The sequence below is a fragment of the Clostridia bacterium genome (assembly GCA_012841935.1).
In the GTDB taxonomy this organism is placed as follows: domain Bacteria; phylum Bacillota; class Peptococcia; order DRI-13; family DTU073; genus DUTS01.
Genome location: DUTS01000013.1, coordinates 1 through 26,050, shown reverse-complemented (window position 1 = coordinate 26,050; position 26,050 = coordinate 1). Strand labels below are relative to the sequence as shown.

Sequence of the window (26,050 nt, the reverse complement as noted above, 5' to 3'; positions counted from 1 at the left end):
TTATGCCCATACACCTGACAGCTTGGAGAATTGTTTAAAAACCGTTCGTGAATTTGTGCAAGGTAGAATCATTACCGTTTTTGGCTGTGGTGGTGATCGTGATCAAACTAAACGTCCTTTAATGGGTGAAGTAGCTGGACGTTATTCTGATTTGTGTATTATTACATCTGATAATCCCCGTTCCGAAGATCCGGAAACCATTATCGCACAAATAGTTCCTGGTGTGGAAAAAGGTGCTGTGGGTAAACCTTTTCTGACTTTAGTTGATAGGCGTGCAGCCATCAAACAAGCGATCAAAGCTGCTCGTGAAACTGATGTGGTAGTTATCGCAGGAAAAGGTCATGAAACATATCAATTAATTGGTACACAGGTACTTCCTTTTGATGATCGTCAGGTAGCCCTAGAGGCTTTACGGGAAATGGGGAAAGGGGAGTCATAAGATGTGGGGTTTTACTTGGCCAGAAATTGCGGAAATTGTGGACGGGCAGTTGGAAAATGGAGAAACTAGCTCGGTACCCACTGGTGCTTCACATGATACACGACATTTAAAAAAGGGCGACCTTTTTTTTGCTTTTAGTGGTGAAAAAACTGATGGTCACAATTTTTTAAGCAAGGCTTATGAAAAAGGGGCAGCAGGTGCGGTAGTGACTCGGCGGCCGCAAAATTTTATTCATCGGGATTTTCCTTTGATATTGGTAAAAGATCCGTTGACAGCTATAGGACAATTGGCCATGGCTCAGCGGCAGCGTTTTGCTCATCCCGTAATTGCTATTACGGGAAGTGTGGGTAAAACCACTACTAAGGAAATTATGGCAGCTTTATTGGCGGTTAAGGGCCCTGTTTTAAAAACATGGGAAAATTATAATAATGAGATCGGGGTTCCGTTAACTATTTTATCTTTAAAACCTGAACATCGTTTTTTAATATTGGAAATGGGTATGCGGGCTCTTGGTGAAATTGATTATCTTTGCCAAATTAGTCAGCCTGATTATGGAATAATTACTAATTTAGGATATACTCATGCTGAACTTTTGGGGTCCTTGGAAAAAATTGCTGAAGCTAAAGCGGAATTGCTTGTTTATCCTCCGCAAAGTGGAAAATTGGCTCTGCCGATTGAAAATCGCGATCTGTTATTACCTTGGCTGCCCAAGGCAAGTTGTTCCTTATCTTGGTTTGGAATTACTGCAGAAGGGGATTTTAGGGCTCGCCAGATTATTCCTCGAGAAAAGGGCTTTACTTTTACTTTGGAGGAACAAGATCAAATTAAAGTTCCTTTGGAAATCTCCCTTTGGGGAAAACATAATGTGATTAATGCTTTAGGACCTATAATTATTGCTAGGGCTTTGGGCCTTTCTTTTTCGGAAATTCAAAGTGGGCTGCAACAGGTAACTTTACCTACAGGTCGTTTGTGTTTAAAAAACAATTTGAAGGAAAACATTCAAATTATTGATGATACTTATAATGCTAATCCAGATTCAGCAGCCGCAGCTTTGGAAGTATTAAAACAAGTAGCTGGAACTAAAAGGGCACTTGCTGTTTTGGGTTCTATGAATGAATTGGGTACTTATAGTGAACAGGGACATTTTTTTGTTGGCCAGCTAGTCAAAAAAATGGATATAGCATACCTTATTACCGTAGGTGAATTAGGGCCTTTAATTGCAGAAGGTGCTCGGTTAGCTGGAATGAGTGAAAAAAAGATTGAGGTTTGTACTACAAATGAAGCAGCTTTAAATAAGTTAGCAGAAATTAAACGCCCAGGTGATGTAATTTTGGTTAAAGGTTCACGGGGTGTAGGTATGGAGGAAATTGTGGTCGGTTTAATGGCCTAGGGGGGAGTTTGTTTGCCAGAAACTAGCTTGGTTTTTATAATAGCTTTAGTTATTTGTTTAGTAAGTGGTCCCTTTTTAATTCCCTTTTTGGAAAGGTTAAAATTTGGACAACAAGTACGTTCAGATGGTCCCCAAACTCATTTACAAAAAGCGGGTACACCCACAATGGGCGGGTTGATGCTTTTTTTAAGTATGGGCTTCAGTTTATTTTGGTTAAATGAATTTAATTTGTTTTTAGGTAGTTTGTTTTTTGTTTTTTGGGGATTTGGCTGTATAGGTTTTCTAGATGATTTTATTAAAATTGTTCTAAAACGTCCTTTAGGTTTACGGGCTTATCAAAAAATAATCGGGCAGACTTTTATTTCCGGTTTGTTTATTTATTTTACTTTGAATTACTTGGGACGTGGTACTACAATTTTTATTCCCGGTTGGGCTCTTTCTTTTAATTTGGGTTGGTTATATCCTTGTTTTGCTTTATTGGTGATTATCGGGACAGTAAATGCCGTTAATTTAACTGACGGCCTAGATGGTTTGGCTGCTGGTGTTACAGCTTTTGCCGCTTTGGGATATTTTTTTATTGGTAAAATTATTCAGTTTCCAGAAATAAGTTTATTTAGTATAGCCTTATTGGGCAGCTGTTTGGGGTTTTTATTTTTTAACATCTATCCAGCACGTATTTTTATGGGGGATACTGGCTCTTTGGCTTTAGGTGGTGCCTTGGGAGGTTTAGCTATTTTAACCAAAACAGAATTATTATTAGTAATTTTAGGAGGTATTTATGTTTTGGAAGCCCTTTCGGTTATTTTACAAGTACTTTATTTTAAATATACTAAGGGACGGCGGCTTTTTTTAATGGCACCCCTCCATCACCATTTTGAATTAAAAGGTTGGTCGGAACGGCAGGTTGTTTTTGCCTTTTGGGGTGGGGCTGCTCTCTTTACTTTAGCTGCCTTATTATTAATTCAATAACAAAGGGGAGCGGTGTAATGGATTTAGCGGGAAAAAAATGTTTGGTTATTGGTGCAGCTAGAACCGGACTTGCTGTTAGTGAGTTTTTATTGGGAAAAAAGGCTCAGGTTTTTCTTAATGATTCCCAAACTAAAGCTAATTTGGTCTGGAAGAAACTTGTTAGTTTGGAAAATAGGGGAGTGGTTTTACTTTTAGGTCAGCAGCCTGATTTAGATTCTTTTTCTCCTGATTTAATTATTGTTAGTCCCGGAGTTCCCTTACTGCTCCCTTGTTTACAAAAAGCACGAATAAAAGGAATACCGATTTGGAGCGAAATTGAACTGGCTGCACGTTTTATTAAGGTCCCTTTACTTGCGGTGACCGGTACAAATGGTAAAACAACTACAACAACTTTATTGGGGAAAATTTTAGCTGATGGAGGACGTAAAGTAGTTGTCGGTGGAAATATTGGTGAACCTCTAATTAGTAAATTAGAGGCCCTCAATTCCGATTCTTTGGCTGTTTTGGAGGTTTCCAGTTTCCAATTAGCTACTACGGAAATTTTTCGTCCTCAAGTGGCCCTGTTTTTAAACTTAACTCCTGATCATTTGGATTGGCATTTAAGTTATGAAGCATATCGGGAATCCAAAGAAAAGATTTTTTTGAACCAGGATTCTACAGATTATTTAGTTTTAAATTATGATGATCCGGAAACAAGAAAAATGGCAGCTTTAGCCCCTGGTAAAGTTCTATTTTTTAGTCGGGAACATATTCTAGAAACAGGTTTTTGTGTGCAGGATGATTGGCTAGTGGCTAAGGAGGCCTCACAAACTACTCGTTTTTTACCAGTAGAAGAAATAAAAATTAAAGGTGGACATAATTTAGAAAATGCTTTAGCTGCAGCTGCAGCGGGTTGGTTAATGGGTTTAAGTAAAACTAGTATCACTATGAGTTTGCGCACTTTTCCAGGTGTGGAGCACCGCTTGGAAGAAGTTTTGACTTACCAAGGTATCACGTTTATTAATGATTCCAAAGGTACAAATCCCGCAGCGGTAATTAAGGCACTTGCTGCTTATACTCATCCCTTAATTTTATTAGCCGGAGGGAAAAATAAAGGTAGTGATTTTTCGGCTTTAGCCTTAAAAATTAAAGAGAGAGTTAAAGAATTAATTTTATTTGGTGAAGCTGCACCCCAAATTGCAGCAGCAGTGAAAAAGGTAGGTTATCGAAATTATCATTTAGTCAGCGATTTAAAAGCTGCAGTGTATTTGGGAACAGATTTAGCCGTAAAAGGTGATATTGTGCTGCTGTCACCAGCTTGTGCCAGTTGGGATATGTTTTCCAGCTTTGAGGAAAGAGGTCAAGTTTTCAAGGATTTAGTCCGGAAGATAACCGAGAGTAGGTGAAGGAATGCGTTTTAAAAAAGGTGAACCGGATTTATGGATTTTCTTTACAACCATGTTTTTATTGGCTATGGGCATTGTAATGGTTTTTAGTGCTAGTTATTATGATACCTTGGAAAAGGACCCTTATTATTATTTACGTAAACAATTAACTTGGGCCGGACTGGGATTTTTGGCTATGATAATTTTAATGAATCTTGATTATTTTCGCTTAAAACCTTATCTAAATTTTCTTTTTGTGGTTGCTTTATTATTATTAATTGTAGTTCTATTTTTTGAACCTGATAAAGGGGCCCGGCGTTGGATTAAATTAGGTTTTATTAATATTCAACCTACTGAAATTATGAAGTTAAGTATGGTGCTTTTTTTGGCTAAGGAATTTGCCAAAAAAAGTGCTCAGTTAAAATATTTTTTTACTGGTGTGGGACCCTATTTACTCTTACTAGGCTTAGTCGGTGGCTTGATTATGTTGGAACCGGATTTGGGCACTACTTTAGTTATTGCCGGCACAATGGGGATCATGCTGTTAGCCGCTGGTTTGCGAATACGGCATTTTTGTGTCTTGGGGGTTTTGGGTTTGGGGGCTATTTGTGCATTAATTGCCGTCGATCCTACTAGATTAGAGCGAATTACGGGTTATTTGGATCCTTGGGCACATGCTTCCAAAGAAGGATATCAATTGATTAATTCTTTTTATGCTTTGGGTTCAGGTGGTATTTTTGGTATGGGCTTAGGAAATAGTCGGCAAAAGCTAGCTTATTTGCCTGAACAAAATACTGACTTTATTTTTGCCATTTTAGGGGAAGAACTCGGTTTTATTGGTGCTTTTTTGGTAGTACTGCTTTTTTGTATTTTTGCCTGGCGGGGTTATCGTACTGCTTTAACCAGCCAGGATGTTTTTGGCAGTTTCTTGGCAGTGGGAATAACTACTTTAATTGTCTTACAAGCTTTTTTAAATATGGGTGTAGTTACAGGTTTATTGCCTACTACGGGGATCGGTTTACCTTTTATTAGTTATGGTGGATCTTCGCTCTTTTTTTTCATGTGTGGGGTGGGGATTTTATTAAATATTTCGCGTTATTCTTCTCACCTATGATCTAATTTTACCCAAATGAGGTGGCTATAAGTGCGTGTAATTTTAACTGGTGGTGGCACTGGAGGACATATTTACCCGGCAATAGCAATCGGGCAGGCTTTATTAAAAAAGAACCCCTATTGTAAAATTCTTTATTTAGGTGGTCAAAAAGGTTTGGAAAACAAGCTGGTTCCAGAAAGTGGTTTTCCTATGAAAACATTAGAGGTTGTAGGATGGGAGCGTAAAATATCACCACAGGCTTTAGGGGCAATTTGGAAAGCAGGTAAAGCCTATTTTATGGCTAGGAAAATTATTAGGGATTTCCAACCTGATTTGATAATTGGTACTGGGGGTTATGTTTGTTTACCAGTAGTTATGGCTGGGGCTCATTGGGGATGTCCAACAATTTTACATGAGCAAAATGCTTTCCCGGGATTAACCAATCGGTTATTGGCCCGTTGGGCTAAAGCGATTTTATTAACGTTTCCGGAAGCTAGAAACTATTTTTCAGCGGTCTTTCATGATAAAATAATTGTTACTGGTTTACCGGTGCGGTCCTTAATTTTGGAAACTGTGAAAGAACAGGGACTTAAATATTTTAATTTTTCACCGACAAAGCGTACTTTGTTAACTTTGGGGGGCTCGCGAGGTGCAGAAAGCATTAACCAAGCTATGGTTTCGGTATGCAGTCATTTTTATGGGGATTCTCGATTACAAATTATTCATTCTACCGGGGAAAATGGTTATCAGGAATTCCGGGAAAATTTATTGGCTCGGGGTATAGATCTGGCTAATAATGGGAATATTATGAGCATACCTTATTTAAAACAGATGGAATATGCTTTGGCTTGTGCCGATTTATGTGTGGCCAGAAGTGGGGCCACTTTTCTTGCTGAAATGACGGCTAAAGGCATCCCCGGAATTTTAGTACCTTATCCTTATGCAGCTGAAGGTCACCAGGAGCATAATGCTCGTGCTTTGGCTAAACAAGGTGCTGCAGTGGTTATTTTGGATCAAGAACTTAATGGTGAGGTTTTAATTAAACAACTAGAGGATATTTTATTTAATCAGGAAAAACTCGAAAAAATGGCGTCCCAGAGTAAACAAGCCGGGAAACCCGAGGCTTTAGCTACTATTATCTCAGTCTTGGAAAAGTATTTATAAAAAAAAGAAGGACAAGCTGGAGGCTAGTCCTGGTTTTCTTGTAACACCTTTAAAGATATTTGCATATATAGTAAATTACCTGCAGGTTATATTTAAGGTTTGGCTTGGGACAGTCGGGGAAGGAGCTTTTGTAGATGTATTTACGGGAGAAGGTTCATTTTATCGGTATTGGCGGAATTGGAATGAGTGGTTTGGCCCAACTATTATTGGAATTGGGTTATGTGGTAAGTGGTTCAGATCTGCAAGTTTCGGAAATAACGGAACGTTTGGTTAGTTGGGGTGCTGAAGTAAAATTAGGTCATGTGGCTGCCAATTTGGCCCATGATGTCCAGGCAGTTGTTGTTTCTTCGGCTATTCCGCCCCATAATCCCGAAATAATTAAAGCTCAAAAATTAGGTATTCCGATTATGCAGCGTGCGGAAATTTTGGGAATGTTAATGAACCGTCAAAAAGGAATTGCCGTGGCTGGTACCCATGGTAAAACGACTACTACTTCTTTAATTGCCTTATTATTTGAACAAAATAATTATGATCCGACGATAGTTTTAGGTGGTCAATTTAATAATTTGGGTAGTAATGCTAAATTGGGTCAAGGCGAATTTTTTATTGCAGAAGCTGATGAGTCAGATGCCTCTTTTTTAAAATTAAATCCACTGATTACTGTAGTGACTAATATAGAAGATGATCATTTAGATTTTTATGGTTCCCGGGAAAAAATACAAACTACTTTTAGCGAATTTATTTTAAAGACTCCTGCTCATGGTTTTGTGGTATTATGTATTGATGATCCCGGGGTAAGGGAAATTATCCCAGACCTAAAAGGAAAAATTAAAATAATTACTTATGGGTTTTCTCCACAGGCTGATTATCAAGCAAAAAATGTAGTTTCGGCCGGCTTCCTGTCGCATTTCACTGTAGTTAAACAGGCTCGTGTCTGTGGGGAAATTGTTTTAAATATGCCGGGTGAATATAATGTTTTAAATGCTTTAGCAGCAGTAGCGGTAGGTTCAGAATGTGGTCTTTCCTTCGAAAAAATGGCTGCAAGTTTACTTACTTTCCGCGGCATAAGTAGGCGTTTTGAAAAAATAGGTATAATTAATGGTATTCATATTTACGATGATTTTGCCCATCATCCTTCAGAATTAAAGGCTACTTTGGCGGCAGCTAAAAAAACCGGCTTTAAACGAGTTGTGGCTATTTTTCAACCACATCGTTTTTCACGCACTCAGGCTTTAAAGACGGAATTTGGTACTGCCTTTCGGGATGCCGATCTTTTGGTGTTTACCGATATTTTTGCCGCTGGTGAAAAACCCCTTCCGGGAGTAAATAGTCAAACATTGATTGCGGAAATAAAAAAACAAACTGGTCAACAAGTGAAATATTTACCTAATAAAAAATTAATAGCGGAAAAACTGCTTAATCTGGTTAAACCCGGGGACTTAGTTTTAACTTTGGGTGCTGGTGATATTCGCCAGATTGGTTTTCAGCTGCTTACTTTATTGGAATCAGCAAATTCGGCAGTTCCTACTGGTTTTAATTGAGGTGGTAAAAGTGGCTTTGGAGAAAATGCTAATTTTTTTACGGGAAAGAAATTATGGACCTTTTTATTGTGATGAGCCTTTAAAAAATTATACTTCATGGCGGGTAGGAGGACCTGCTGATCTCTTGTATTGCCCTCAAAAAATTGATGAATGTGCTCATGTTTTAAAAATGGCCCATAAATGGAAAGTTCCGCTCACTATTTTGGGAGAAGGTTCTAATGTTCTTATTAGTGATCAGGGAATTAAAGGTTTAGTAATTATTACTTCTGGTTTTCAAGAGATCCTTTGGCAGGGCAGTCGGGTTACCGCCGGTGCGGGTGTTTTGTTGGCTTCTTTGAGCCGCCAAGCTGCTCAAAGGGGATTTGACGGCTTAGCTTTTGCTGTGGGAATTCCCGGGTCACTTGGTGGAGCGGTAGTCATGAATGCAGGGGCTTATGGCTCATCTTTAAAAGAGGTTTTGACCGAAGTGCAGACCTTAGATAAACGAGGTCAATTAAAAACATATAAGGTTGAGGAGTTGTCTTTGGGTTATCGTCAAAGTATTTTTAAAGAAACGCAAGAATTAATAGTGAAAGTGACATTAAGTTTATCGTGGGGAGATAAAACAGAAATTCAAACCAAAATGGCCGCTTATTTGCGTGAACGTAGATTAAAACAGCCTTTGGAATGGCCGAGTGCTGGGAGTGTTTTTAAAAATACTGCTCAAGGTGCGGGACGTTTAATTGAAGGGGTAGGGGCCAAAGGCTGGTCAGTGGGTGATGCACAGGTTTCGGAAAAACATGCTAATTTTATTATTAATCGCGGTGCGGCTAAAGCGTCGGATATTAGGGCTTTAATTAAGGAGGTGCAGTTGGCAGTAAAAGAAAAATATCATTTAGACCTAGAAACTGAAGTTGTCTTTTATGGTTTTTCAGACAATGGGAGGTGATGGTTATTTGGAAAAGTATGTGATTGTTGGTGGAAATAAATTAACAGGTAGTGTTACAATCAGTGGTGGAAAAAATTCGGTATTGACCATCTTGCCTGCTTGTTTATTGTCTGAAGGTATTTGTACAATTCATGGTGTCCCACATTTAAGTGATGTCAAGGTAATGCGAGAAGTATTGCTTTGTCTAGGGGCCAAAGTTGAATTAACAGGTAGAACGATGGTTGTGGATGCCACTAATGTGGAAACAGTGGAATTACCGGATCGTTTAACCAGAAAGATGCGGGCTTCCAATTTAGTTATGGGTCCTTTGCTTTCCCGCTTTCAGGAGGTAAAATTAGCTTATCCTGGTGGGTGTTCTATTGGATCTCGTCCCATGGATCAGCATTTACGTGGTTTGAGACTACTCGGGGCCGAGATTAAAGAAAAACACGGCTATATTGAGGTTAAAGCTGAACAATTGGTTGGGAATGAGATTTGTTTAGATTTTCCCAGTGTTGGAGCTACGGAAAATCTAATTATGGCGGCTGCTTTGGCTACAGGGGAAACAATTTTGCGTAATGCTGCCCGAGAACCAGAAGTGGTCGATCTCCAAAATTTCTTGAATAAAATGGGTGCTAAAATTAAAGGGGCGGGCACAGATGTTTTGCGAATTGAAGGTGTAAATAAATTAGGTTCAGCCGAACATACAATTATTCCTGATCGAATTGAAGCCGGTACTTTTATGATTATGGCTGCTATTACCGGTGGTGATGTTTTACTAAAAAATGTTATTCCTGAACATGTTGAAGCTGTAATTGCCAAATTGAGAGAAGTTGGTGTGGTGATTATCGAAAGTAATTCCGGTATTAGGGTACAAGGAACTAGATCACTAAAGGGAGTAGATTTTAAAACAATGCCTTTCCCTGGTTTTCCTACTGATTTACAGGCTCCACTTTTAGCCTTAATGACAATAGCGGGGGGAACAAGTGTTGTTACGGAAACAATTTTTGAAAATAGATTTAAACATGTTGATGAATTTCGCCGCATGGGTGCCGATATAAAAGTAGAAGGTCGTGTGGCCATAGTCAAAGGTGTGGAGAGTCTCAGTGGTGCCTATGTGGAAGCCTCTGATTTACGTGCCGGGGCAGCACTGGTAACTGCTGGTTTAGTAGCTGAAGGAGCTACGGTAGTTGATCAGATAAAACTTTTGGATCGCGGTTATGAAAATTTTGAACAAAGGCTTCGCAACTTGGGAGCCCAAATTTTGAGGGTAAATGGAATTAAGGAAAGGCCATAGTGGCTTTTCTTTAATCTTGACAAATGGACAAGTTGATAAGTGTGTTGTATATTTTAAATTATTTGTGCTGGGTAGTAGTTCACAATAAGTAGAATCCTGCTTGAGTGCTCAGGGAAAAAACGTTCATTCTGCAGTGCTTTAATAATGTTTGATCTTATTAGTTAATTATGGCATAATATAATAAGTATGTAAGAAAAGAGTAAAGCAGATGTCCAAGCTTAAAAAACAGCGTCAATCGTTAATTGGTTTTAGTTTTTTTTTACTGTTCTGCTTGTTTTTATCAGGCTATTTTTTTCTTAATTCCGCATTTTTTAATTTGCGGGAAATTGAAGTGCGGGGTTGCCAGCTTGCTGATGAACAAGCCATTGAAAAATTAAGTGGTTTAACTAAGGGTACCAATTTATTTAAAATTAACAAAAGGGAAATTATTGCTGGGGTGGAATTACATCCTTTAATTAAAACAGTACATTTAACTCGCAGAATTCCCCATACGGTAATTTTAGAAATTGAAGAACGTCTGCCTTTTGCTATCTTAGTTGGTGAAGGCGAATATTTGGTGGTGGATGTGGAGGGGGTTTGCTTAAAACAAGTTGAGGATCTGCAGGAATTTAACCTCCCTTTAATCAGCGGTCTTACGGTCCCTGCTGAATTAACTTTGGGGGAAGAATTAACTGAGGCAGGCTTAGGGGTGGCTTTAGAACTATTGAATTCATTAGAAGAGGGTTTTTTGGCTGAGATCGCCGAAATTGATGCTTCCACTCCTTATAATCTTACTTTAAAAATGCTCCAGGGAGTAGTGATAAACTTTGGCTCCTTGGAAGGAATTGAGCGAAAACTGCAAATTATTCGGGAACTTCTTTTTGAAAATGAGGAACTGATTAATCGTCAAACAGTTGAATATATTGATTTGCGTTATCAGTCTTTACCAGTGATTAAAAGAAAAAATTAAAAAGGTGAAATAAAAAAAAGGAAAATGGCTTGTCTTTGTGGAATAACCAGTGTAATAATGAAATTGTCCATAAAAATCGTAAAAGTTTGACCATAAAGGAAAGGGGAAAGCGATAGATGCTGGAATTTGAAATGGAAATTAACCAGTATGCCCAAATAAAGGTTATCGGGGTGGGCGGGGGTGGTAGTAATGCCGTCAACAGAATGATTGAAAGTGGTTTAAAAGGTGTTGAATTTATTGCCATTAATACAGATGTACAAGCATTACATTTATCAAAAGCTGAAAATCGGCTGCAAATTGGTGAAAAATTAACTAAAGGTTTGGGGGCAGGTGCCAATCCGGAAATTGGTTTTCAAGCCGCTGAGGAAAACCGTAATGATTTGGAGGCAGCATTAAAAGGTGCTGATATGGTTTTTGTGACCGCCGGTATGGGTGGGGGAACTGGTACTGGTGCTGCACCTATTGTAGCGGAAATTGCCAAAGAACTTGGAGCTTTAACAGTAGGGGTGGTTACCAAGCCTTTTGTTTTTGAAGGACGCAAAAGACAAGTTCAGGCAGAATCTGGTGTCGCCAATATGAAGGAAAAGGTGGATGCTTTAATTACGATTCCCAATGAAAAGCTGTTACAGGTAGTAGATAAAAATACGTCTATTAATGATGCTTTCCATATAGCTGATGATGTTTTACGGCAGGGAGTACAGGGTATTTCAGATCTAATCGCGGTTCCTGGTTTAATTAATTTGGATTTTGCGGACGTGAAAACAATTATGCGTAAGACAGGTACGGCCTTGATGGGTATTGGAACAGCTTCTGGAGAAAACAGGGCCAGTACAGCGGCCAGGGCGGCTACCTCTAGTCCTTTACTAGAGACTTCTATTGAAGGTGCTCGGGGTGTGCTTTTAAATATCACGGGAGGACCTAGTTTAGGTTTATTTGAAGTAAACGAAGCTGCCGAGATTATTGCTCAAGTAGTAGATCCAGAAGCCAATATTATTTTTGGCGCGGTAATTGATGAACAAATGGCCGAAGAAGTAAGGGTAACTGTAATTGCTACTGGGTTTGATGGTCAAGGTCAAGTTTCCCAGTCAGATCTGCAGGTAAAGAAACCGGCTTTGGAGGAGGAATTATATATTCCGGAATTCCTAAGACGCAGTAAAAAATAAGTAAAGGTAGGTCAAAAATGACCTACCTTTTTTTTATGCAAAAATCTGCGGAAAATGTTGGTAGACACTGTCCATCTTTTGACAAAAAATAGTATCCAAGTTATGTATAATAAAAATGCAGGTAATTTTTGGTTGGGGAGGCCCTGGTGATTGTCAAGGTTTATTTGGATCTTATTTTATTAACTAATTTTATTTTGGATTTTGTTCTACTGTGGTCTGTAGGGAAATTTGCCTGTTTAAAAATAAGGCCATTAAGACTTTGCTTAGCAGCGATTATCGGTGCAGTTTACAGTCTAAGTATTTTTTTACCACAATTACCTGTACTGCTTGCTTTTTTAGTTAAACAAGTTTGTGCCTTTTTAATGATTTTGACAGCTTTTCAAATCAAAAGTAAGCGTAAATTGGGGCAAGCTTTTCTTTATTTTTATTTACTTTCTTTTGCCTTGGGGGGGGTGGTTTGGGCAGCTATTTATTTAAACAAAGGTTTTTTACAAGCCTTTAACGGTATCGGTGTTTTAGAGGGGGTTAGTTATGGTTGGTTGGTAATGGGCTTAATTTGTATCTTGGGTTTGGGGGGTGGATTAGCCTGTTTTTTTCGGCAGAATTGGCTGCGGAAGCAATTGTTAAATCAGTTAATTATTTGTTTTGCCGAGCAGTGGGTGGAAATTGCGGCTCTTTTAGATACTGGCAACAGTTTGTTTGACCCCCATACTCGAAAACCGGTAATCATTATTGAAAGTCAAGTAATTAATGATGTTTTGCCTGTAGACTTATCTTCTGATTTAACTATTGAGGAGCTTTTTGGGGAACTAAAGGCAAGATGGGCCTCACGGGTGTCTCTTATTCCATATCATTCCGTAAAGGCCGAAGGCTTTATGGTGGGTTTTCAGCCTGATTTGGTAATTGTGAAAAATAAGTGGCAAGAGATTATTACTACTGAAGTTGTTTTGGGAATAGTGGTTCGTACTTTATCATTGGAAGGGGATTTTCAGGCTTTATTACATCCACAGATCTTATGTTAGGAGAGACGTGAAATGTGGTGGAAATTTAAACAATTATTAACTAAATTGCTGCGTTCTTGGGGTTTGGATGCTGATCTTTTTTACGTTGGTAGTAGTGAAACTTTACCTGCACCTCTTTCCCGAGAAGAAGAAGGGGATTTATTATTACGCTTAGAAAATGGGGATTTAAGTGTCAAAAGTACTTTGATCGAAAGAAATTTGCGATTAGTAGTTTATATTGCACGTAAATTTGAAAATACTGGGATTGGTATTGAGGATTTAGTTTCCATAGGCACTATAGGTTTAATTAAAGCTGTTAATACTTTTGATCCCACTAAAAAAATTAAATTGGCTACTTATGCCTCTCGCTGTATAGAAAATGAAATTCTTATGCATTTGCGGAGGACTAATAAAATTCGTTTGGAAGTATCCTTTGATGAACCTTTGAATATTGATTTGGATGGTAATGAATTATTGCTTTCAGATGTTATGGGTACTGAAAGGGATTTAGTTTTTAAACCTTTGGAGGATAAAACCAATCGGTATTTATTAAAATTAGCCATGAGTAAATTATCTAGCCGTGAGCAAAAAATAGTTGATTTACGTTTTGGTTTAAAAGATGGCCGCGAAAAAACCCAAAAAGAAGTAGCCGATTTTTTAGGTATTTCACAATCTTATATTTCGCGTTTGGAAAAAAGAATCATTAAACGTCTTCGTAAAGAATTTTTACGCATGGAATAGATTTCTATATCCTTTTACGTAAAATTTAAACAGTATATTTGCCTTGCGAGGGGGAAATAATGTTGTTAAGCTTCAACACCCCAAGGAGGCCAAAATGATAATTAATAAAGTTGAAATTTGTGGAGTGAATACGGCTAAACTGCCGGTTTTAAAGAATTCTGTGATGAGGCAATTGTTTAAAAAAATGCAGGCTGGAGATTTTACGGCCCGGGAAGAGTTGATTCGGGGTAATTTACGATTGGTTTTAAGTGTTATTCAGCGGTTTACCAATCGTGGTGAATATGTAGATGATTTATTTCAGGTAGGCTGTATTGGTTTAATTAAGGCAATTGATAATTTTGATTTAGGGCAAAATGTAAAGTTTTCCACTTATGCAGTGCCGATGATTATTGGTGAAATTAGAAGATATTTGCGAGATAATAATCCGATTAGGGTGAGTCGTTCTTTACGTGATATTGCCTATCGAGCTCTGCAGGTAAGGGATACATTGGTTAATAGAAATGCTTGTGAACCTTCTTTGTCTGAAATTGCGAGTGAATTGGGTTTACCTCGTGAGGAAATTGTTTTTGCTTTAGAGGCCATTCAAGATCCCATTTCTCTTTTTGAACCGATTTATCATGATGGTGGTGATCCTATTTATGTCCTTGATCAAATCGGTGATGAAAAGGACACAGATGCTGATTGGTTGGAAACCCTTTCTATTAAAGAAGCTTTAAATAAATTAAATACTCGTGAAAAGCATATTCTTACACTGCGTTTTTTTGAAGGTAAAACACAAATGGAAGTGGCCGAGGAAATTGGTATTTCCCAAGCTCAGGTATCACGATTGGAAAAAGCGGCTTTACAATTAATGCGTAAATATATTTAACATTAATTTTAGGATTGTTTCATAGACTTATTTGGGGAGGAGATAAAATGTTATTGCGTATTTCCGCTTTACGTGATTTAGAAATTATTAATATTAATGATGGCAGACGTTTGGGTCCTTTAAAAGATATTGAATTGGATTTGGAAGCTGGGGTAATTAAAGCCTTAGTTTTACCTAATTATGCTGGAAGGCGCCTCTGGGGTCTTTTTGGGCGTGGTGAGGATTTGGTGGTTCCCTGGGAAAGAATTACCCGCATCGGTTTAGATGTTTTACTTTTGGATTTGCCTGGATCCCAGTTAGATTATTAAAAGCACACTGCTGTTTATGCAGTGTGCTTTTTGGTTAGAAGCATTGTGTGGGGGGAGTTGGTGGACAAACACCGGGTATGGTGGTACAAGGCCCTGGTACACAAAAACCATAACTAGGTACCAAAAGTTGTACACGTAGAATAGATCTGAGGACTAAACAGATTTGGAAAGAACAGGTTAGGGAAAGAGTGGTATCATTAATGGCTGTAATAACACAATTGCAGAAATTGATTACACTCTCTGAACAGTCAGGAGATACACCTTCTGGGCTGCAAAGGGTGACTGTTCTGGTAAAAGTAAAGTTTTGATTTTCGGTTTGAGCCGGGTTGGCTGGATTAGTAAAGGTAAGGGGAACGGTAAAAAGAATGGTTAAAGTGAAAAAGCCATCACCAGCATCAGTTCGTGAAACTTCTTGACAGGTAATATTACCATTTTGATTACAGGGAATTAAATCCCCTACAGTAAAATCGTTGGCAAAAGTGACAGTTGTATCTCTACTTAAATCAAGAATTTGATAACAGCTATCATAAACTTTATCTACAGCAATACATTCTATTCTAGTAAAAGGTGGACAACCTTCTGGGGGACATTCACCTGGTGTAATAAGCTGTCTTTGCTGATCAAGCATTGTTTTTTCCTCCTTTTAAGGGATAATGGTTCTTTAGTATTTTATTAGACAGGTACTCTAAATGTTACTCTTCACCGCAAAAATTATTAAACATCTCCATTTTTGCTTTTCGTACATATAATAAAAAAAAGGGAGAAGGGAAGAGGAATATGGATTGTCGATTATTGTTTAGTTTAGTCAGGCTTAAAGGGGAAACTCCCCTCGGAATTCGTCTTTATTATTCTGCTTATCAACAACAAAAGAGTATGGCTTTTGCTCGTAAATTATTAGAAACCTATGCACCGTTATTTCCTCATTATTTATGGGAAAAAGTAGGTAGAATAAAAATGGGTTATTCTCCTGGTTTTTTTCCGGAAAGTTTTGCGGCTGTACTTATGGAAATCGGGGTAAAAAAGGAGGTCACTTCTTCTGAGTTAATTAGTACTATTTTAGCTGGGCTGGAAGAAAAAGCCCCACAGCCAGAAATAATAATACCTAGAAAAAATCCTTTAATTCCACCCCCAGGTGGACCAGCCTTTTATTTTAGGAAATAGATTTCTTTTCTGAGGTTTTGACACTTCTTGTCTAAGCATTTCATATGTTATAACAACCATAATAAATAGAGGTGATAACCTTGCAGCAGAATGATTTACAAAATGAAATAAAAGAGGTAAGTGAACATCCTGTATTTAAAGTAGATGCTCGTGATTGTGTTAATGAACCAGTTTATTGTATTCCGGTAATTATGGAAAGGGTATGTGCTTCAGGTAGTGAAAGTCAGCGGCATGTTCACTTTCTGTCGGAAACAAAAGAAGGCAAAGCAATTCCTCAAGATGCCTGTCCACTTAATTGTGTAGTTTGTAATTTTGCTATCTTGGGAATAGGAGATGAACCTTGTCCTGAGGGTGTTTTATCACCACGCCGTTTAGGTGATAATGTTGTTTTTACGATTAGCTATCAAGTTAGGGTTTGGTTTGAATATTTTGATACTGCTAAACAATGCTTGGAGGTAGGTGTTGCTGGTAAACGTTTTATTCAAGAAATTTCGGTGCCTATTCAGGAAATTGAAGGTGGTTGGACATTATGCCCTCCAGAGGAAATAGAATTATGTATTAGGCGAATAAAATTAAATTGTTTATGTGCTCATTTAGTACCGCGTAAAGGGGCAGGTGGTTCTACTACTTATGTTTTTAAGGTGATTGTGCAAACAGAGTTTTTTGTAATGGAATCTGGACGTTCTGTTATTTGTATGCCTTCTTGTTCGGGGTGTATGTCTATTCCGGCAGTGCCTGATAATTGTCAATCATTTGAACAAAAAAGTGAATGTCCTACTTGTGCAGATCTGGTGGAATAAAGTTGGGAGCTATAGCTTAAAGGCTATGGCTCTTGTTTTTTTTAAAAAAAGGGATAAAATTAAAGGCAAATAGGTGGTGAAGTTGGTGAATTCCAATCGGGAAATAAATATTTACCGGTCTGAGCTTTTCAATAAGACTGGCCTAGTTAAACAGGGATTTACAGGCCGTCGGGGAGGATTTAGTTCGGGAAACTATAGTTCTTTGAATTTAAGTATTTTCACTGCTGATGAACCAAATAGGGTTCGAAAAAATCGGCAAAAATTGTGTCAGGTTTTAAATTTTAATGAGGAAGCAATTGTCCAGGCTCAACAGGTGCATGGTACTAGGATTGAACGGGTAAGTAAAGTACCGCGGCAATTATTAGTCGCTGATGCCTTGATTACTAGTCAAAAAGGATTGGTTTTAATGGCCTATTTTGCCGATTGTTTGCCTCTTTTTTTCTTCGATCCGTTTAAAAAAGTAATTGCTTTGGTTCATGCTGGTTGGCGGGGTACAGTAGGTAAACTAACTACTAAAACTATTAAAGTATTGGTGGAGGAATATCAGTGTTCACCAGAGGATCTCTTGGTGGATTGTGGTCCACATATTGGGGTCTGCCATTATCAAGTAGGTTTAGAGGTTATTTCCCAAGTGGAAAAAGCCTTTCCTCAAGATGTGCCTTTATTACTCAATAAGTGTAAAACAGGAAAGGCCTATTTTGATTTGGCTCAGGCTAATGTTATTCAGCTTTTAAAATCAGGAGTTCTGCGGGGAAATATTAGTTTGGCGGGGCTTTGTACCTTTTGTCATTCTCAAAATTTCTTTTCGCATCGCAGAGGGGCCTTGGGTCGGCAAGCGGCTTTTTTAGAGCTGCTGTAAAAGAAATCTTAAGAAAACATAATATTTTGAAAGGGATTGGCAGGATTCAGAGGCTTTAGTCGCGAATATAATTCAAGAAATGAATCTAATTTAGGGCGGAGATTTTGTGGCCAGAAAAAGAAGATATAGAAGTCGTAAGTTCTTTTCTTTAATTATTGTTTTAGGGTTACTGTATTTTATAATTAAAATAGTCTCTAGTTGTTTACCAGTAGAAGTTGTCCAAGCCCAAGTCGCGGAATTGGAAGATTTTTTGGAAGGTGAATTTATAGTTTTACGTCCTGAACAAAAGGTGGCGGCACCTTGTTCAGGTTATTTCTTACAGGTAAAACAAGAGGGAGAAAGAGTTGCCAAAGGTGCTTTACTCGGTTATTTGGAAACCACGGCAGGCTCCAGTTTGGAAAAAACGACTTCCAGAACCCTTAATGCTCCTATGGCTGGTTTGGTTTCCTATAATCTTGATGGTTTAGAACAGGTTTGTTTACCCGAGATTTGGCCTTATTTGGAAATAGGTAGTTTGGGGGTTTTTATGGAAAAGCTGCCCTTAGATGAAGGAATTTCCACAGAAGAAGGGGCACGGGTGTCTGCAGGTGAAGGGGTTTGTAAGATCATTAATAATTTGGAAGAATGTTATTTTTATTGGCAAGGTGAAGGGGCTTTTCCGGAAAAAATAAAGAAGGGGGGTTCTTTACGTATTAGGCTTAAAGAACAGCCTCAGGTAATTTTAAAAGGGATAGTCAAGGAGCTTACACGTGATGTAGGAAAATATTGTTTATTAATCGAAATTTTAAATGCTGGAAACTTAAGTCTGCAGAGGTGTATGCTAGGTGAAATTATTGTAGAAAATTTTAAAGGGGTGATTTTGCCGGAAAAAGTAATTGTTGAAAAAGAAGGTCAATGGGGTGTTTATCTTTTTAAAAAAGGTCGTGCTCATTGGCAGGCAGTTGAAAAAATTGCCCATTTACGAGGACAGGTTGTTTTAGATAATTTAACGGAAAAAGATTGGGTAATAGTTGATCCTCAATTAGTGGTTGAGGGTAAAAGAGTTACCCGTTTAAATAAAAAATAGGTATGGGGCGATGTTAGATGAAACAAATAGCGGCAGTACAAGCGGCAATAGAAAAAGCGTGTTTAAAAGTAAATCGTTGCCCAAGTGAGGTAAAGTTGTTGGCCATTTCGAAGTCTGTTCCAGTTGAAGTAATCCATAAGGCCTATCAAGCTGGGTTAAATTTATTTGGTGAGAATCGGGTACAGGAATTAACCCAAAAAATACCATTATTGCCTGCGGAAATTAAATGGCATTTGGTAGGTACTCTGCAGCGCAACAAAGTTAAACAGGTTATTGGCCGGGTTGATTTAATTCATTCTGTGGATAGGCTCTCTTTGGCCCGTGAAATTAGCAAATGGGCTCAAAAGAGCGATATCACAGTAAAGGTTTTATTACAGGTAAATATTGCGGGAGAAAAAACTAAAAAAGGTTTTACGGTCGAAGAAGTACGCGGACAACTTGAAACTTTAAGTAATTTACCTAATTTACAAATCAAGGGTTTAATGACTTTGGCTCCTTGGGTGCAGGATCCGGAAAAGGTTAGACCTGTTTTTCGTGAATTACGACTTTTGGCACAAGAATTGGCATCTATGGGTTTAGCAAATGTAGAAATGCAAGAACTTTCTATGGGAATGAGTAATGATTTTCCGGTCGCGATAGAGGAGGGAGCGACAATCGTGCGTATAGGCAGTCGCCTTTTTGGGGTTAGAAATTAAGAGGGGGGGTAGATTAAAATGAGGGCCTTGGATAGATTTTTGGATATTATGGGATTTAGTGAGGTGGAAGAGGAAATTCATTTTGAAGAAGAGGAAACACCCGAATATTTTTCACGTTGGAAACAGCCTGCTAAAAACAAGGGACAAGTCATTCCTCTTGCTTCAAAAAGAAGCAATCAGGTAGTTTTATTGGAACCTTTGGCTTTTGATGATTGTCAATTAATTGCCGATCACCTTAAAGGTAGTAAAATTATTGTGATTAACCTAGAAAGTGTTGATGGTGGATTAGCCCGACGAATTATTGATTTTGTGGGTGGTACTACTTATGCTTTGGGAGGTTGTCTGCAAAAGGTAGGTTCAGGTACAATAATTGCCACACCAAATAATGTTGATATTTCGGGTGACTTAAATAGTGTCAGTCAGCCCAAGGAGGTTTTTGCCTGGATTAACAAAATTATTAACCAAGATCCTAATTAAAGGGGGTAGCCATTTTGAAGCAGCTCATCGGTCTTATTGGTGGAGGAGTAATGGGAGAAGCAATTTTAAAGGGATTATTAAAAGCTGGTAAAACAGCGGCCTCTTTTTTGGTTAGTGATCATAATCAGAAGCGGTGTGCTTATTTAAAAGAGGAATATGGTGTGCGTACTATTGAAGACAACAAACAGTTAATTAAAGAAAGTGAAATTATAATTTTGGCTGTTAAACCGCAAAACTTAAATGAGGTCCTTAGTGATTGTTTAGAGGTCTGTAGTACAGATAAATTGTGGTTATCTATTTTGGCAGGAATAACTACCACTAAATTGGAAAGTTTACTTCCGGTTAATAGTAAAGTTATTCGGGTAATGCCCAATACACCTGCTTTGGTAGGTGCTGGTGCTGTAGTTTTAACTTCTGGTAAATGGGCCCAGAAGCAGGATTTGGAAAGGGCAAAAAGCATTTTTGCTCATCTGGGAGTAGTACATGTTTTACCAGAAGAAATGTTAGATGCGGCAACTGGTTTAAGTGGTAGTGGGCCGGCCTTTGTGGCCTTGTTTATTGAGGCTTTAACTGATGGTGGTGTTTTAGCTGGTTTACCTCGTGAGGTGGCCGCGGAATTAGTTTTACAAACCGTGGTAGGTACGGTTAAATTATTAAAAGAAACAGGACTACACCCTGCGGAATTAAAAGATCGGGTGACTTCACCAGCGGGAACTACAATTTATGGTATGTTAAATTGGGAGAAAAACGGAATAAGGGGAACAATTATGGAAACTGTGCTTCAGGCAGCTGCAAGAGCAGCGGAGATTTAAAATAAAGGGGAAGGGAGTTGGTTTTAATGTTAACTCCACTTGATATTCATAATCAGGAATTTAAACGCAGTTTAAGGGGTTATGATGTTGATGAGGTAGATGAGTTTCTTGATGAAATAATTCGTGATTTTGAATATTTGTATAAAGAAAATTTAGAGTTAAAGGAAACAATTCAAAAAAGAGATGAAGAGGTTAATCGTTATCAAGAATTAGAGCAGACCTTACAGGAAACATTAGTCTTAGCACAGCAAACTGGTGAAGAAATTAAACAAAATGCCAAAAAAGAGGCGGAATTAATTATTTGGGAAGCCCAAAAAAAAGCTGAACAAATTTTAGCAAAGGCTGAGGCCGAGACTTTTACTGCTGCGGAAATGTTGGAAAAAATGCACGGTTTGGAAAAACAGCTTTATGTAAAAATGAAAAGTTTTTTAACTTCACAATTGGAATTTCTGGAGGAATATGAGATCGGAATTAATACAGAAGAGGTGAAAGAAACAGATGAATCAACTGCCGGTAGCGGAAACTTCTGGTAAGATTAAATTTAAAGTTAGGGTTCAACCGCGGGCTAGTCGTAATGAAATAACGGGTTGGCATGGTGATGCCCTTAAGATTCGTTTAACTGCACCTCCAGTTGAGGGTGAAGCGAATCAAGCCTGTTTACGATTTTTAGCCGATTTTTTTCAGGTTAACCGTCGGCAGGTTAATTTAGTAAGTGGACTTAAAAGTAGAACCAAAACAATTGAAATTACCGATTTTACTTTAGCGGAATTTAAACAGTTTTTGGGGGGTTAAATTTGACAAATCTCGTTTTTATAGCATATACTTTACTTTATATTAAGAATGAGAAGCACGGGGGATGAAAAGATGTCAAAAAAATATAATGCAACCTTAAATTTACCGCGTACAAAATTTTCTATGCGGGGTAATTTAACACAAAAGGAACCAAGAATTTTGGAAAAATGGGAAAAAATGAATTTGTATGAGGTGGTCCGTCGTCAAGCTGAGGGTAAACCTCAATTTATTTTGCATGATGGTCCACCTTATGCTAATGGGGCCATCCATATGGGGCAGGCTTTAAATAAAGTTTTAAAAGATATTATTGTTAAATTTCATAGTTTAATTGGTTATGATGCTCCTTATGTGCCTGGTTGGGATACACATGGTTTACCTATTGAACAGCGAGTAATTAAATCTTCTCAAGTAAGCAGACATGCTCTTGATCCAGTAGAATTTAGAAAACGCTGTCGGGATTATGCCCTGCATTATGTTGAAATTCAAAAAGGACAATTTAAGCGTTTGGGAGTACGGGGTGATTGGGAAAATCCTTATTTAACCTTAAATCCCGAGTTTGAAGCTATTCAAATTGGAGTTTTTGGGGAAATGGCCCAAAAAGGTTATATTTATAAAGGCTTAAAACCTGTTTATTGGTGTACTCATTGTGAAACAGCTTTGGCGGAAGCGGAAATAGAATATAGTGAAAAAGAATCAGCTTCTATTTATGTTAAATTTCCGGTAGTAGAGGGTTTATTGGCCGAAGAAAATGCTTTTTTTGTAATTTGGACGACAACTCCTTGGACTCTGCCGGCTAATTTGGCTATTTGTTTACATCCTGATTTTATTTATCAAGTTTTAGTGGTTGGGGATGAAAAATATGTGGTAGCAGAGGATTTAAGTTTCTCTTTTTTAGAGGTTTTAGGTAATCCTGATTATCGGGTAGAAAAAACATTTGTGGGTAAAGAATTGGAAGGTATTGTCTGCCGTCATCCCTTGTATGATCGAAATTCGGTTGTTATTTTGGGAGATCATGTTACTTTAGAACAAGGAACCGGTTGTGTGCATACTGCACCTGGTCATGGTTTGGAAGACTTTCTTGTCGGCCGCAAATATGGTTTGCCAATCCTTTCTCCGGTAGATGATCAAGGTAAATTTACAGATGAGGCTGGTGAATATGCCGGTTTGTTTGTGGGTGATGCAGATGCGGTGCTTGTAAAACATTTGGCCGAAAAAGGTGCTTTGGTGGGTAGTAGTATGATTAAACATCAATATCCACACTGCTGGCGCTGTAAGGATCCTATTATGTTTAGGGCTACTGAGCAGTGGTTTGTTTCCATTGATGGTTTTCGTCAAAAAGCACTTGAGGAAATTAAACAGGTAAAATGGATCCCAGCTTGGGGTGAAGAAAGAATTAGTCATATGGTTGCTGAGCGTGATGATTGGTGTATTTCTCGTCAGCGTACTTGGGGAGTACCTATTCCCATTTTTTATTGTCGAGAATGTCAGCAGGAAATTATTAATGAAAAAACAATTAGTCACCTTCAGAAATTGTTTAGGGAATATGGTTCAGATGTTTGGTGGGAAAAAGACGTTCAAGATTTAATGCCTGTAGGTATAGAATGTCCGCAGTGTGGCTGTCGTGAATTTACTAAAGAAGAAGATATTATGGATGTCTGGTTTGATTCGGGGACTTCCCATTTTGGAGTTTTGGAAACCCGTCCTGAACTTAGTTGGCCGGCTGACCTTTATTTGGAAGGCAGTGATCAGCATCGCGGTTGGTTTAACTCCTCTTTATCGGTAGCTGTGGCTGTGCGGCAAAAAGCACCTTATCGTGCGGTTTTGACTCATGGTTTTTTAGTTGATGAACAGGGACGTAAAATGTCTAAGTCTTTGGGTAATGGTATCGATCCTTTGGAAGTAATCGAAAAGATGGGAGCCGATATCTTGCGTTTATGGGTTGCTTCAGCTGATTACCGCCATGATGTGGCTCTTTCGCCCGCTATTTTAAAACAGATTACCGAAGCTTATCGTAAAATTCGTAATACCTGTCGTTATTTATTGGGTAATCTTTATGATTTCCATCCCCAGGAAAATCGGGTAGCTGACGAACAATTGTTAGAAATTGATCACTGGGCTTTATTAAAACTTCATCAGTTAATTCAAAAAGTAACAGAGGCTTATCAAAATTACGAGTTCCATACCGCCTATCATTTACTGCATAATTTTTGTGCAGTAGAAATGAGCTCTTTTTATTTGGATATTATTAAAGATCGGCTTTATACTTTTAAGGCAAATTCTTTAGCTAGAAGAAGTGCTCAAACTGTAATGTACGAAATTATTCTGGCCTTGGTTAAAATGTTGACTCCTATTTTGGCTTTTACCAGTGAAGAAATTTGGGAACATTTACCTCATGAAAGTGATCTCCCTTCAGTACAACTAGCTGGTTGGCCCCAATTTGAATCTCGTTATTTGGATCCCGAACTAGAAAAGAAATGGGATAAATTTTTACAAGTAAGGGATTTTGTGGCTAAACCTCTTGAGGAAGCTCGTCAAAACAAATTAATCGGTAATTCACTCGATGCTCAGGTACAACTTTATGCTGATTCGGATTGGTATGATTTTTTAGTGGCTGAACAGGAAATTTGGGCTACCCTTTTTATTACTTCTGATGTCGTTTTAAATAAATTAGCTACTGTACCTGATGGGGCTTATTCTAGTGATGAACTGCCGGGACTTGCGGTGGTCATTGGTCGGGCCCCAGGTGAGAAATGTGCCCGCTGTTGGATGTATGCTACCTCAACTGGGGAAAATAAAGAACATGCTACTTTATGTGCCCGCTGTGTACAGGTAGTTGAATCACTGGCCGAAGAATTATAATTCTGTTTGGAGACGATCTTTTTTAACCAGCAGAGTTTCTTGATTAGGGGTAATTATTTGGTAGTATTTGGCTTGATTAGAGAGCAGTGCTTCCAAATCATAACTTAGGTCTTTCAGGATGGCAATCGGCAGAGGTGTTGTTTTATCGGGGGGTAAATAGTGTCCTTTTTTTAAAATAAATCTTTGCCAAGTGTCATCCCAAGTAAAAGTTTGCTGAAAGCCCTCATTTTGTTGAGCAAGCTTTCGTTTTCCTTGGGTTTGAATTTTAAATTCTTTTTGGGAATGTTGATAAGTTAGTTTTATAGTTTGCTCTGCCCAAGGCTGTTTAGTTTTTTCCTTAATTTTTTCTGTAAAAACTTCGGCTAATTTATTCTCTTGCCAATCCCAAATCTTAATAAAAGTGGTTGTTAAAAAAAGTGGTTCCCTGTTTTTCTGTACCCCTTGAGCCAGTAATAATTCATTAGTTTCTTTGAAAGGTAAGGCTTTTGGTTTATAGAGGGGGTAAGTATATTCTTGATAAGCTGCCAAATAATAAAAATTGTTTCTTTTTTGAAGAATGACAATTATGCCTTTTTCTGGGGGCAAACTAAAGACAAAGGCTACCTCTGGTTCGGGATTAGCCATTAGATTTAAAAAAACATAATCTACTTCCCAGGGATAATGTGCCTCATTGGGAATAAAGTAATTAAGAAGTTGTTTTTTAGTTTCTCGCAGGGCATCTTCTATAAGATATTGCTGACTAGCCTGTAAAAGATTAATTTGTAGTTCAGGTAAAATGGGTACAGGTTGGCTAAGATTGCCGGTAGGTAGTGTTTGAAACTTACTTAAATCTAACCAAGTTAGAAGTAATAATAGAAAAAGAAGTAAACGGTTGATTAATTTACGATACATTTTTTGCTCCTTGCTTGCCGAGTTTTGGTATTATATTATATATATATTATTCAATTTTGTTCGCTATACGAAATTCCTTTTTAAGGGGTGAGGGTCATGACGCTTTTGAAAACGGCTTTACATGCACAGCATCTGGCTTTAGGGGCAAAAATGATTGAATTTGGTGGTTGGGAAATGCCTGTTTGGTATGAAGGCATTTTAGCTGAACATCAGGCTGTACGTACCACTGCCGGTCTTTTTGATGTTTCCCATATGGGGGAAATCGAAGTTAGTGGGGCAGATGCTTTACTTTTTTTGCAGAGATTATTAACTAATGATTTGGCTAAATTAAAGGTAGGGCAAGTACAATATAGTTTTTTGTGTAATCCTGCTGGTGGGGTTATTGATGATTTATTGGTTTATAAATTGGCTGCTGAGCGATATGGATTGGTGGTTAATGCTGGT

General features: G+C 38.1%; 28 protein-coding genes. 26 read left to right on the top strand and 2 right to left on the bottom strand.

The annotated features are described in order from the left end of the window. The 15 genes from GX687_00925 to GX687_00855 all read left to right on the top strand — a co-directional run. Positions 1–439, top strand: a 439-nt coding sequence (locus GX687_00925) for a UDP-N-acetylmuramoyl-L-alanyl-D-glutamate--2,6-diaminopimelate ligase (protein HHX96019.1), incomplete at its 5' end; no start/stop codon positions are given. 1 nt (position 440) lies between these two features. Continuing rightward, entirely contained in the window at positions 441–1,829 is a 1,389-nt protein-coding gene (locus GX687_00920; protein ID HHX96018.1) for a UDP-N-acetylmuramoyl-tripeptide--D-alanyl-D-alanine ligase, read from the top strand. Between the two features lie 12 nt (positions 1,830–1,841). Next, positions 1,842–2,798, top strand: coding sequence for a phospho-N-acetylmuramoyl-pentapeptide-transferase (locus tag GX687_00915; GenBank protein ID HHX96017.1), 957 nt, complete (start codon positions 1,842–1,844; stop codon positions 2,796–2,798). A 17-nt stretch (positions 2,799–2,815) separates the two neighbouring features. Further along, positions 2,816–4,183, top strand: a complete 1,368-nt coding sequence (murD, locus tag GX687_00910; protein HHX96016.1) for a UDP-N-acetylmuramoyl-L-alanine--D-glutamate ligase — start codon at positions 2,816–2,818, stop codon at positions 4,181–4,183. 4 nt (positions 4,184–4,187) lie between these two features. Beyond that, positions 4,188–5,276, top strand: coding sequence for a putative lipid II flippase FtsW (gene ftsW / locus GX687_00905; protein ID HHX96015.1), 1,089 nt, complete (start codon positions 4,188–4,190; stop codon positions 5,274–5,276). Positions 5,277–5,306: 30 nt separating this feature from the next. Further along, a complete protein-coding gene (gene murG / locus GX687_00900; protein ID HHX96014.1) occupies positions 5,307–6,419 on the top strand; it encodes an undecaprenyldiphospho-muramoylpentapeptide beta-N-acetylglucosaminyltransferase in 1,113 nt (370 codons plus the stop codon). 134 nt (positions 6,420–6,553) lie between these two features. Next, a complete protein-coding gene (locus tag GX687_00895) occupies positions 6,554–7,960 on the top strand; it encodes a UDP-N-acetylmuramate--L-alanine ligase (GenBank protein HHX96013.1) in 1,407 nt (468 codons plus the stop codon). Positions 7,961–7,970: 10 nt separating this feature from the next. After that, a complete protein-coding gene (murB, locus tag GX687_00890; protein ID HHX96012.1) occupies positions 7,971–8,888 on the top strand; it encodes a UDP-N-acetylmuramate dehydrogenase in 918 nt (305 codons plus the stop codon). 7 nt (positions 8,889–8,895) lie between these two features. Next, positions 8,896–10,164: a UDP-N-acetylglucosamine 1-carboxyvinyltransferase gene (gene murA / locus GX687_00885; protein HHX96011.1), complete on the top strand. Its 1,269-nt coding sequence runs from the start codon at positions 8,896–8,898 to the stop codon at positions 10,162–10,164. Positions 10,165–10,480: 316 nt separating this feature from the next. Continuing rightward, a complete protein-coding gene (locus GX687_00880) occupies positions 10,481–11,113 on the top strand; it encodes an FtsQ-type POTRA domain-containing protein (GenBank protein HHX96010.1) in 633 nt (210 codons plus the stop codon). A 116-nt stretch (positions 11,114–11,229) separates the two neighbouring features. Next, complete coding sequence (gene ftsZ / locus GX687_00875) at positions 11,230–12,276, top strand: cell division protein FtsZ (GenBank protein HHX96009.1); 1,047 nt, start codon at positions 11,230–11,232, stop codon at positions 12,274–12,276. Positions 12,277–12,422: 146 nt separating this feature from the next. Next, on the top strand, positions 12,423–13,298 hold the full coding sequence (spoIIGA, locus tag GX687_00870; GenBank protein HHX96008.1) for a sigma-E processing peptidase SpoIIGA: 876 nt from the start codon (positions 12,423–12,425) through the stop codon (positions 13,296–13,298). Positions 13,299–13,310: 12 nt separating this feature from the next. Beyond that, positions 13,311–14,018 (top strand): RNA polymerase sporulation sigma factor SigE, encoded by a 708-nt coding sequence (gene sigE / locus GX687_00865; GenBank protein HHX96007.1) that lies wholly within the window; start codon positions 13,311–13,313, stop codon positions 14,016–14,018. 94 nt (positions 14,019–14,112) lie between these two features. Next, positions 14,113–14,886 carry an RNA polymerase sporulation sigma factor SigG gene (gene sigG, locus GX687_00860; GenBank protein HHX96006.1) on the top strand — a complete coding sequence of 258 codons (774 nt, stop codon included), beginning with the start codon at positions 14,113–14,115 and terminating at the stop codon, positions 14,884–14,886. Positions 14,887–14,939: 53 nt separating this feature from the next. Further along, on the top strand, positions 14,940–15,194 hold the full coding sequence (locus GX687_00855) for a YlmC/YmxH family sporulation protein (GenBank protein HHX96005.1): 255 nt from the start codon (positions 14,940–14,942) through the stop codon (positions 15,192–15,194). A 34-nt stretch (positions 15,195–15,228) separates the two neighbouring features. Here the strand turns inward: GX687_00855 and GX687_00850 are convergent, their stop codons facing one another. Then, the gene (locus tag GX687_00850) at positions 15,229–15,822 is read right to left on the bottom strand and encodes a hypothetical protein (protein HHX96004.1); all 594 of its coding nucleotides are present in this window, start codon (positions 15,820–15,822) and stop codon (positions 15,229–15,231) included. 149 nt (positions 15,823–15,971) lie between these two features. On the opposite strand from GX687_00850, the gene GX687_00845 reads away from it, so the two are divergent. From GX687_00845 to ileS, 10 genes are all read left to right on the top strand, one after another. Next, positions 15,972–16,355 carry a hypothetical protein gene (locus GX687_00845; GenBank protein ID HHX96003.1) on the top strand — a complete coding sequence of 128 codons (384 nt, stop codon included), beginning with the start codon at positions 15,972–15,974 and terminating at the stop codon, positions 16,353–16,355. Between the two features lie 80 nt (positions 16,356–16,435). Continuing rightward, entirely contained in the window at positions 16,436–17,155 is a 720-nt protein-coding gene (locus GX687_00840) for a hypothetical protein (protein ID HHX96002.1), read from the top strand. A gap of 85 nt (positions 17,156–17,240) precedes the next feature. After that, the gene (pgeF, locus tag GX687_00835) at positions 17,241–18,014 is read left to right on the top strand and encodes a peptidoglycan editing factor PgeF (GenBank protein ID HHX96001.1); all 774 of its coding nucleotides are present in this window, start codon (positions 17,241–17,243) and stop codon (positions 18,012–18,014) included. A 106-nt stretch (positions 18,015–18,120) separates the two neighbouring features. Beyond that, on the top strand, positions 18,121–19,080 hold the full coding sequence (locus GX687_00830; protein ID HHX96000.1) for a hypothetical protein: 960 nt from the start codon (positions 18,121–18,123) through the stop codon (positions 19,078–19,080). A 17-nt stretch (positions 19,081–19,097) separates the two neighbouring features. Next, positions 19,098–19,775, top strand: coding sequence for a YggS family pyridoxal phosphate-dependent enzyme (locus tag GX687_00825; GenBank protein HHX95999.1), 678 nt, complete (start codon positions 19,098–19,100; stop codon positions 19,773–19,775). An 18-nt stretch (positions 19,776–19,793) separates the two neighbouring features. After that, positions 19,794–20,252: a cell division protein SepF gene (sepF, locus tag GX687_00820; GenBank protein HHX95998.1), complete on the top strand. Its 459-nt coding sequence runs from the start codon at positions 19,794–19,796 to the stop codon at positions 20,250–20,252. A 14-nt stretch (positions 20,253–20,266) separates the two neighbouring features. After that, a complete protein-coding gene (gene proC, locus GX687_00815; protein ID HHX95997.1) occupies positions 20,267–21,064 on the top strand; it encodes a pyrroline-5-carboxylate reductase in 798 nt (265 codons plus the stop codon). Positions 21,065–21,090: 26 nt separating this feature from the next. Then, positions 21,091–21,597, top strand: a complete 507-nt coding sequence (locus tag GX687_00810) for a DivIVA domain-containing protein (GenBank protein HHX95996.1) — start codon at positions 21,091–21,093, stop codon at positions 21,595–21,597. Continuing rightward, positions 21,563–21,856 (top strand): YggU family protein, encoded by a 294-nt coding sequence (locus GX687_00805; protein ID HHX95995.1) that lies wholly within the window; start codon positions 21,563–21,565, stop codon positions 21,854–21,856. Before GX687_00810 ends, GX687_00805 begins: the two co-directional genes overlap by 35 nt. A gap of 72 nt (positions 21,857–21,928) precedes the next feature. Next, positions 21,929–24,715: an isoleucine--tRNA ligase gene (ileS, locus tag GX687_00800; protein ID HHX95994.1), complete on the top strand. Its 2,787-nt coding sequence runs from the start codon at positions 21,929–21,931 to the stop codon at positions 24,713–24,715. Here the strand turns inward: ileS and GX687_00795 are convergent. After that, positions 24,710–25,606, bottom strand: a complete 897-nt coding sequence (locus GX687_00795) for a hypothetical protein (GenBank protein HHX95993.1) — start codon at positions 25,604–25,606, stop codon at positions 24,710–24,712. The genes ileS and GX687_00795 overlap by 6 nt on opposite strands. Positions 25,607–25,702: 96 nt before the next feature. Between GX687_00795 and GX687_00790 the strand changes: the two genes are divergently transcribed. Continuing rightward, a partial coding sequence (locus GX687_00790) for a glycine cleavage system aminomethyltransferase GcvT (protein ID HHX95992.1) occupies positions 25,703–26,050 on the top strand: 348 nt, incomplete at its 3' end.

Coding starts and splice junctions, on each gene's coding strand:
- GX687_00920 (HHX96018.1), top strand. CDS start 441: ATGTGGGGTTTTACTTGGCCAGAAATTGCGGAAATTGTGGACGGGCAG.
- murD (HHX96016.1), top strand. CDS start 2,816: ATGGATTTAGCGGGAAAAAAATGTTTGGTTATTGGTGCAGCTAGAACC.
- ftsW (HHX96015.1), top strand. CDS start 4,188: ATGCGTTTTAAAAAAGGTGAACCGGATTTATGGATTTTCTTTACAACC.
- GX687_00895 (HHX96013.1), top strand. CDS start 6,554: ATGTATTTACGGGAGAAGGTTCATTTTATCGGTATTGGCGGAATTGGA.
- ftsZ (HHX96009.1), top strand. CDS start 11,230: ATGCTGGAATTTGAAATGGAAATTAACCAGTATGCCCAAATAAAGGTT.
- sigE (HHX96007.1), top strand. CDS start 13,311: ATGTGGTGGAAATTTAAACAATTATTAACTAAATTGCTGCGTTCTTGG.
- sigG (HHX96006.1), top strand. CDS start 14,113: ATGATAATTAATAAAGTTGAAATTTGTGGAGTGAATACGGCTAAACTG.
- GX687_00850 (HHX96004.1), bottom strand. CDS start 15,822: ATGCTTGATCAGCAAAGACAGCTTATTACACCAGGTGAATGTCCCCCA.
- GX687_00845 (HHX96003.1), top strand. CDS start 15,972: ATGGATTGTCGATTATTGTTTAGTTTAGTCAGGCTTAAAGGGGAAACT.
- GX687_00825 (HHX95999.1), top strand. CDS start 19,098: ATGAAACAAATAGCGGCAGTACAAGCGGCAATAGAAAAAGCGTGTTTA.
- sepF (HHX95998.1), top strand. CDS start 19,794: ATGAGGGCCTTGGATAGATTTTTGGATATTATGGGATTTAGTGAGGTG.
- GX687_00810 (HHX95996.1), top strand. CDS start 21,091: ATGTTAACTCCACTTGATATTCATAATCAGGAATTTAAACGCAGTTTA.
- GX687_00805 (HHX95995.1), top strand. CDS start 21,563: ATGAATCAACTGCCGGTAGCGGAAACTTCTGGTAAGATTAAATTTAAA.
- ileS (HHX95994.1), top strand. CDS start 21,929: ATGTCAAAAAAATATAATGCAACCTTAAATTTACCGCGTACAAAATTT.
- GX687_00795 (HHX95993.1), bottom strand. CDS start 25,606: ATGTATCGTAAATTAATCAACCGTTTACTTCTTTTTCTATTATTACTT.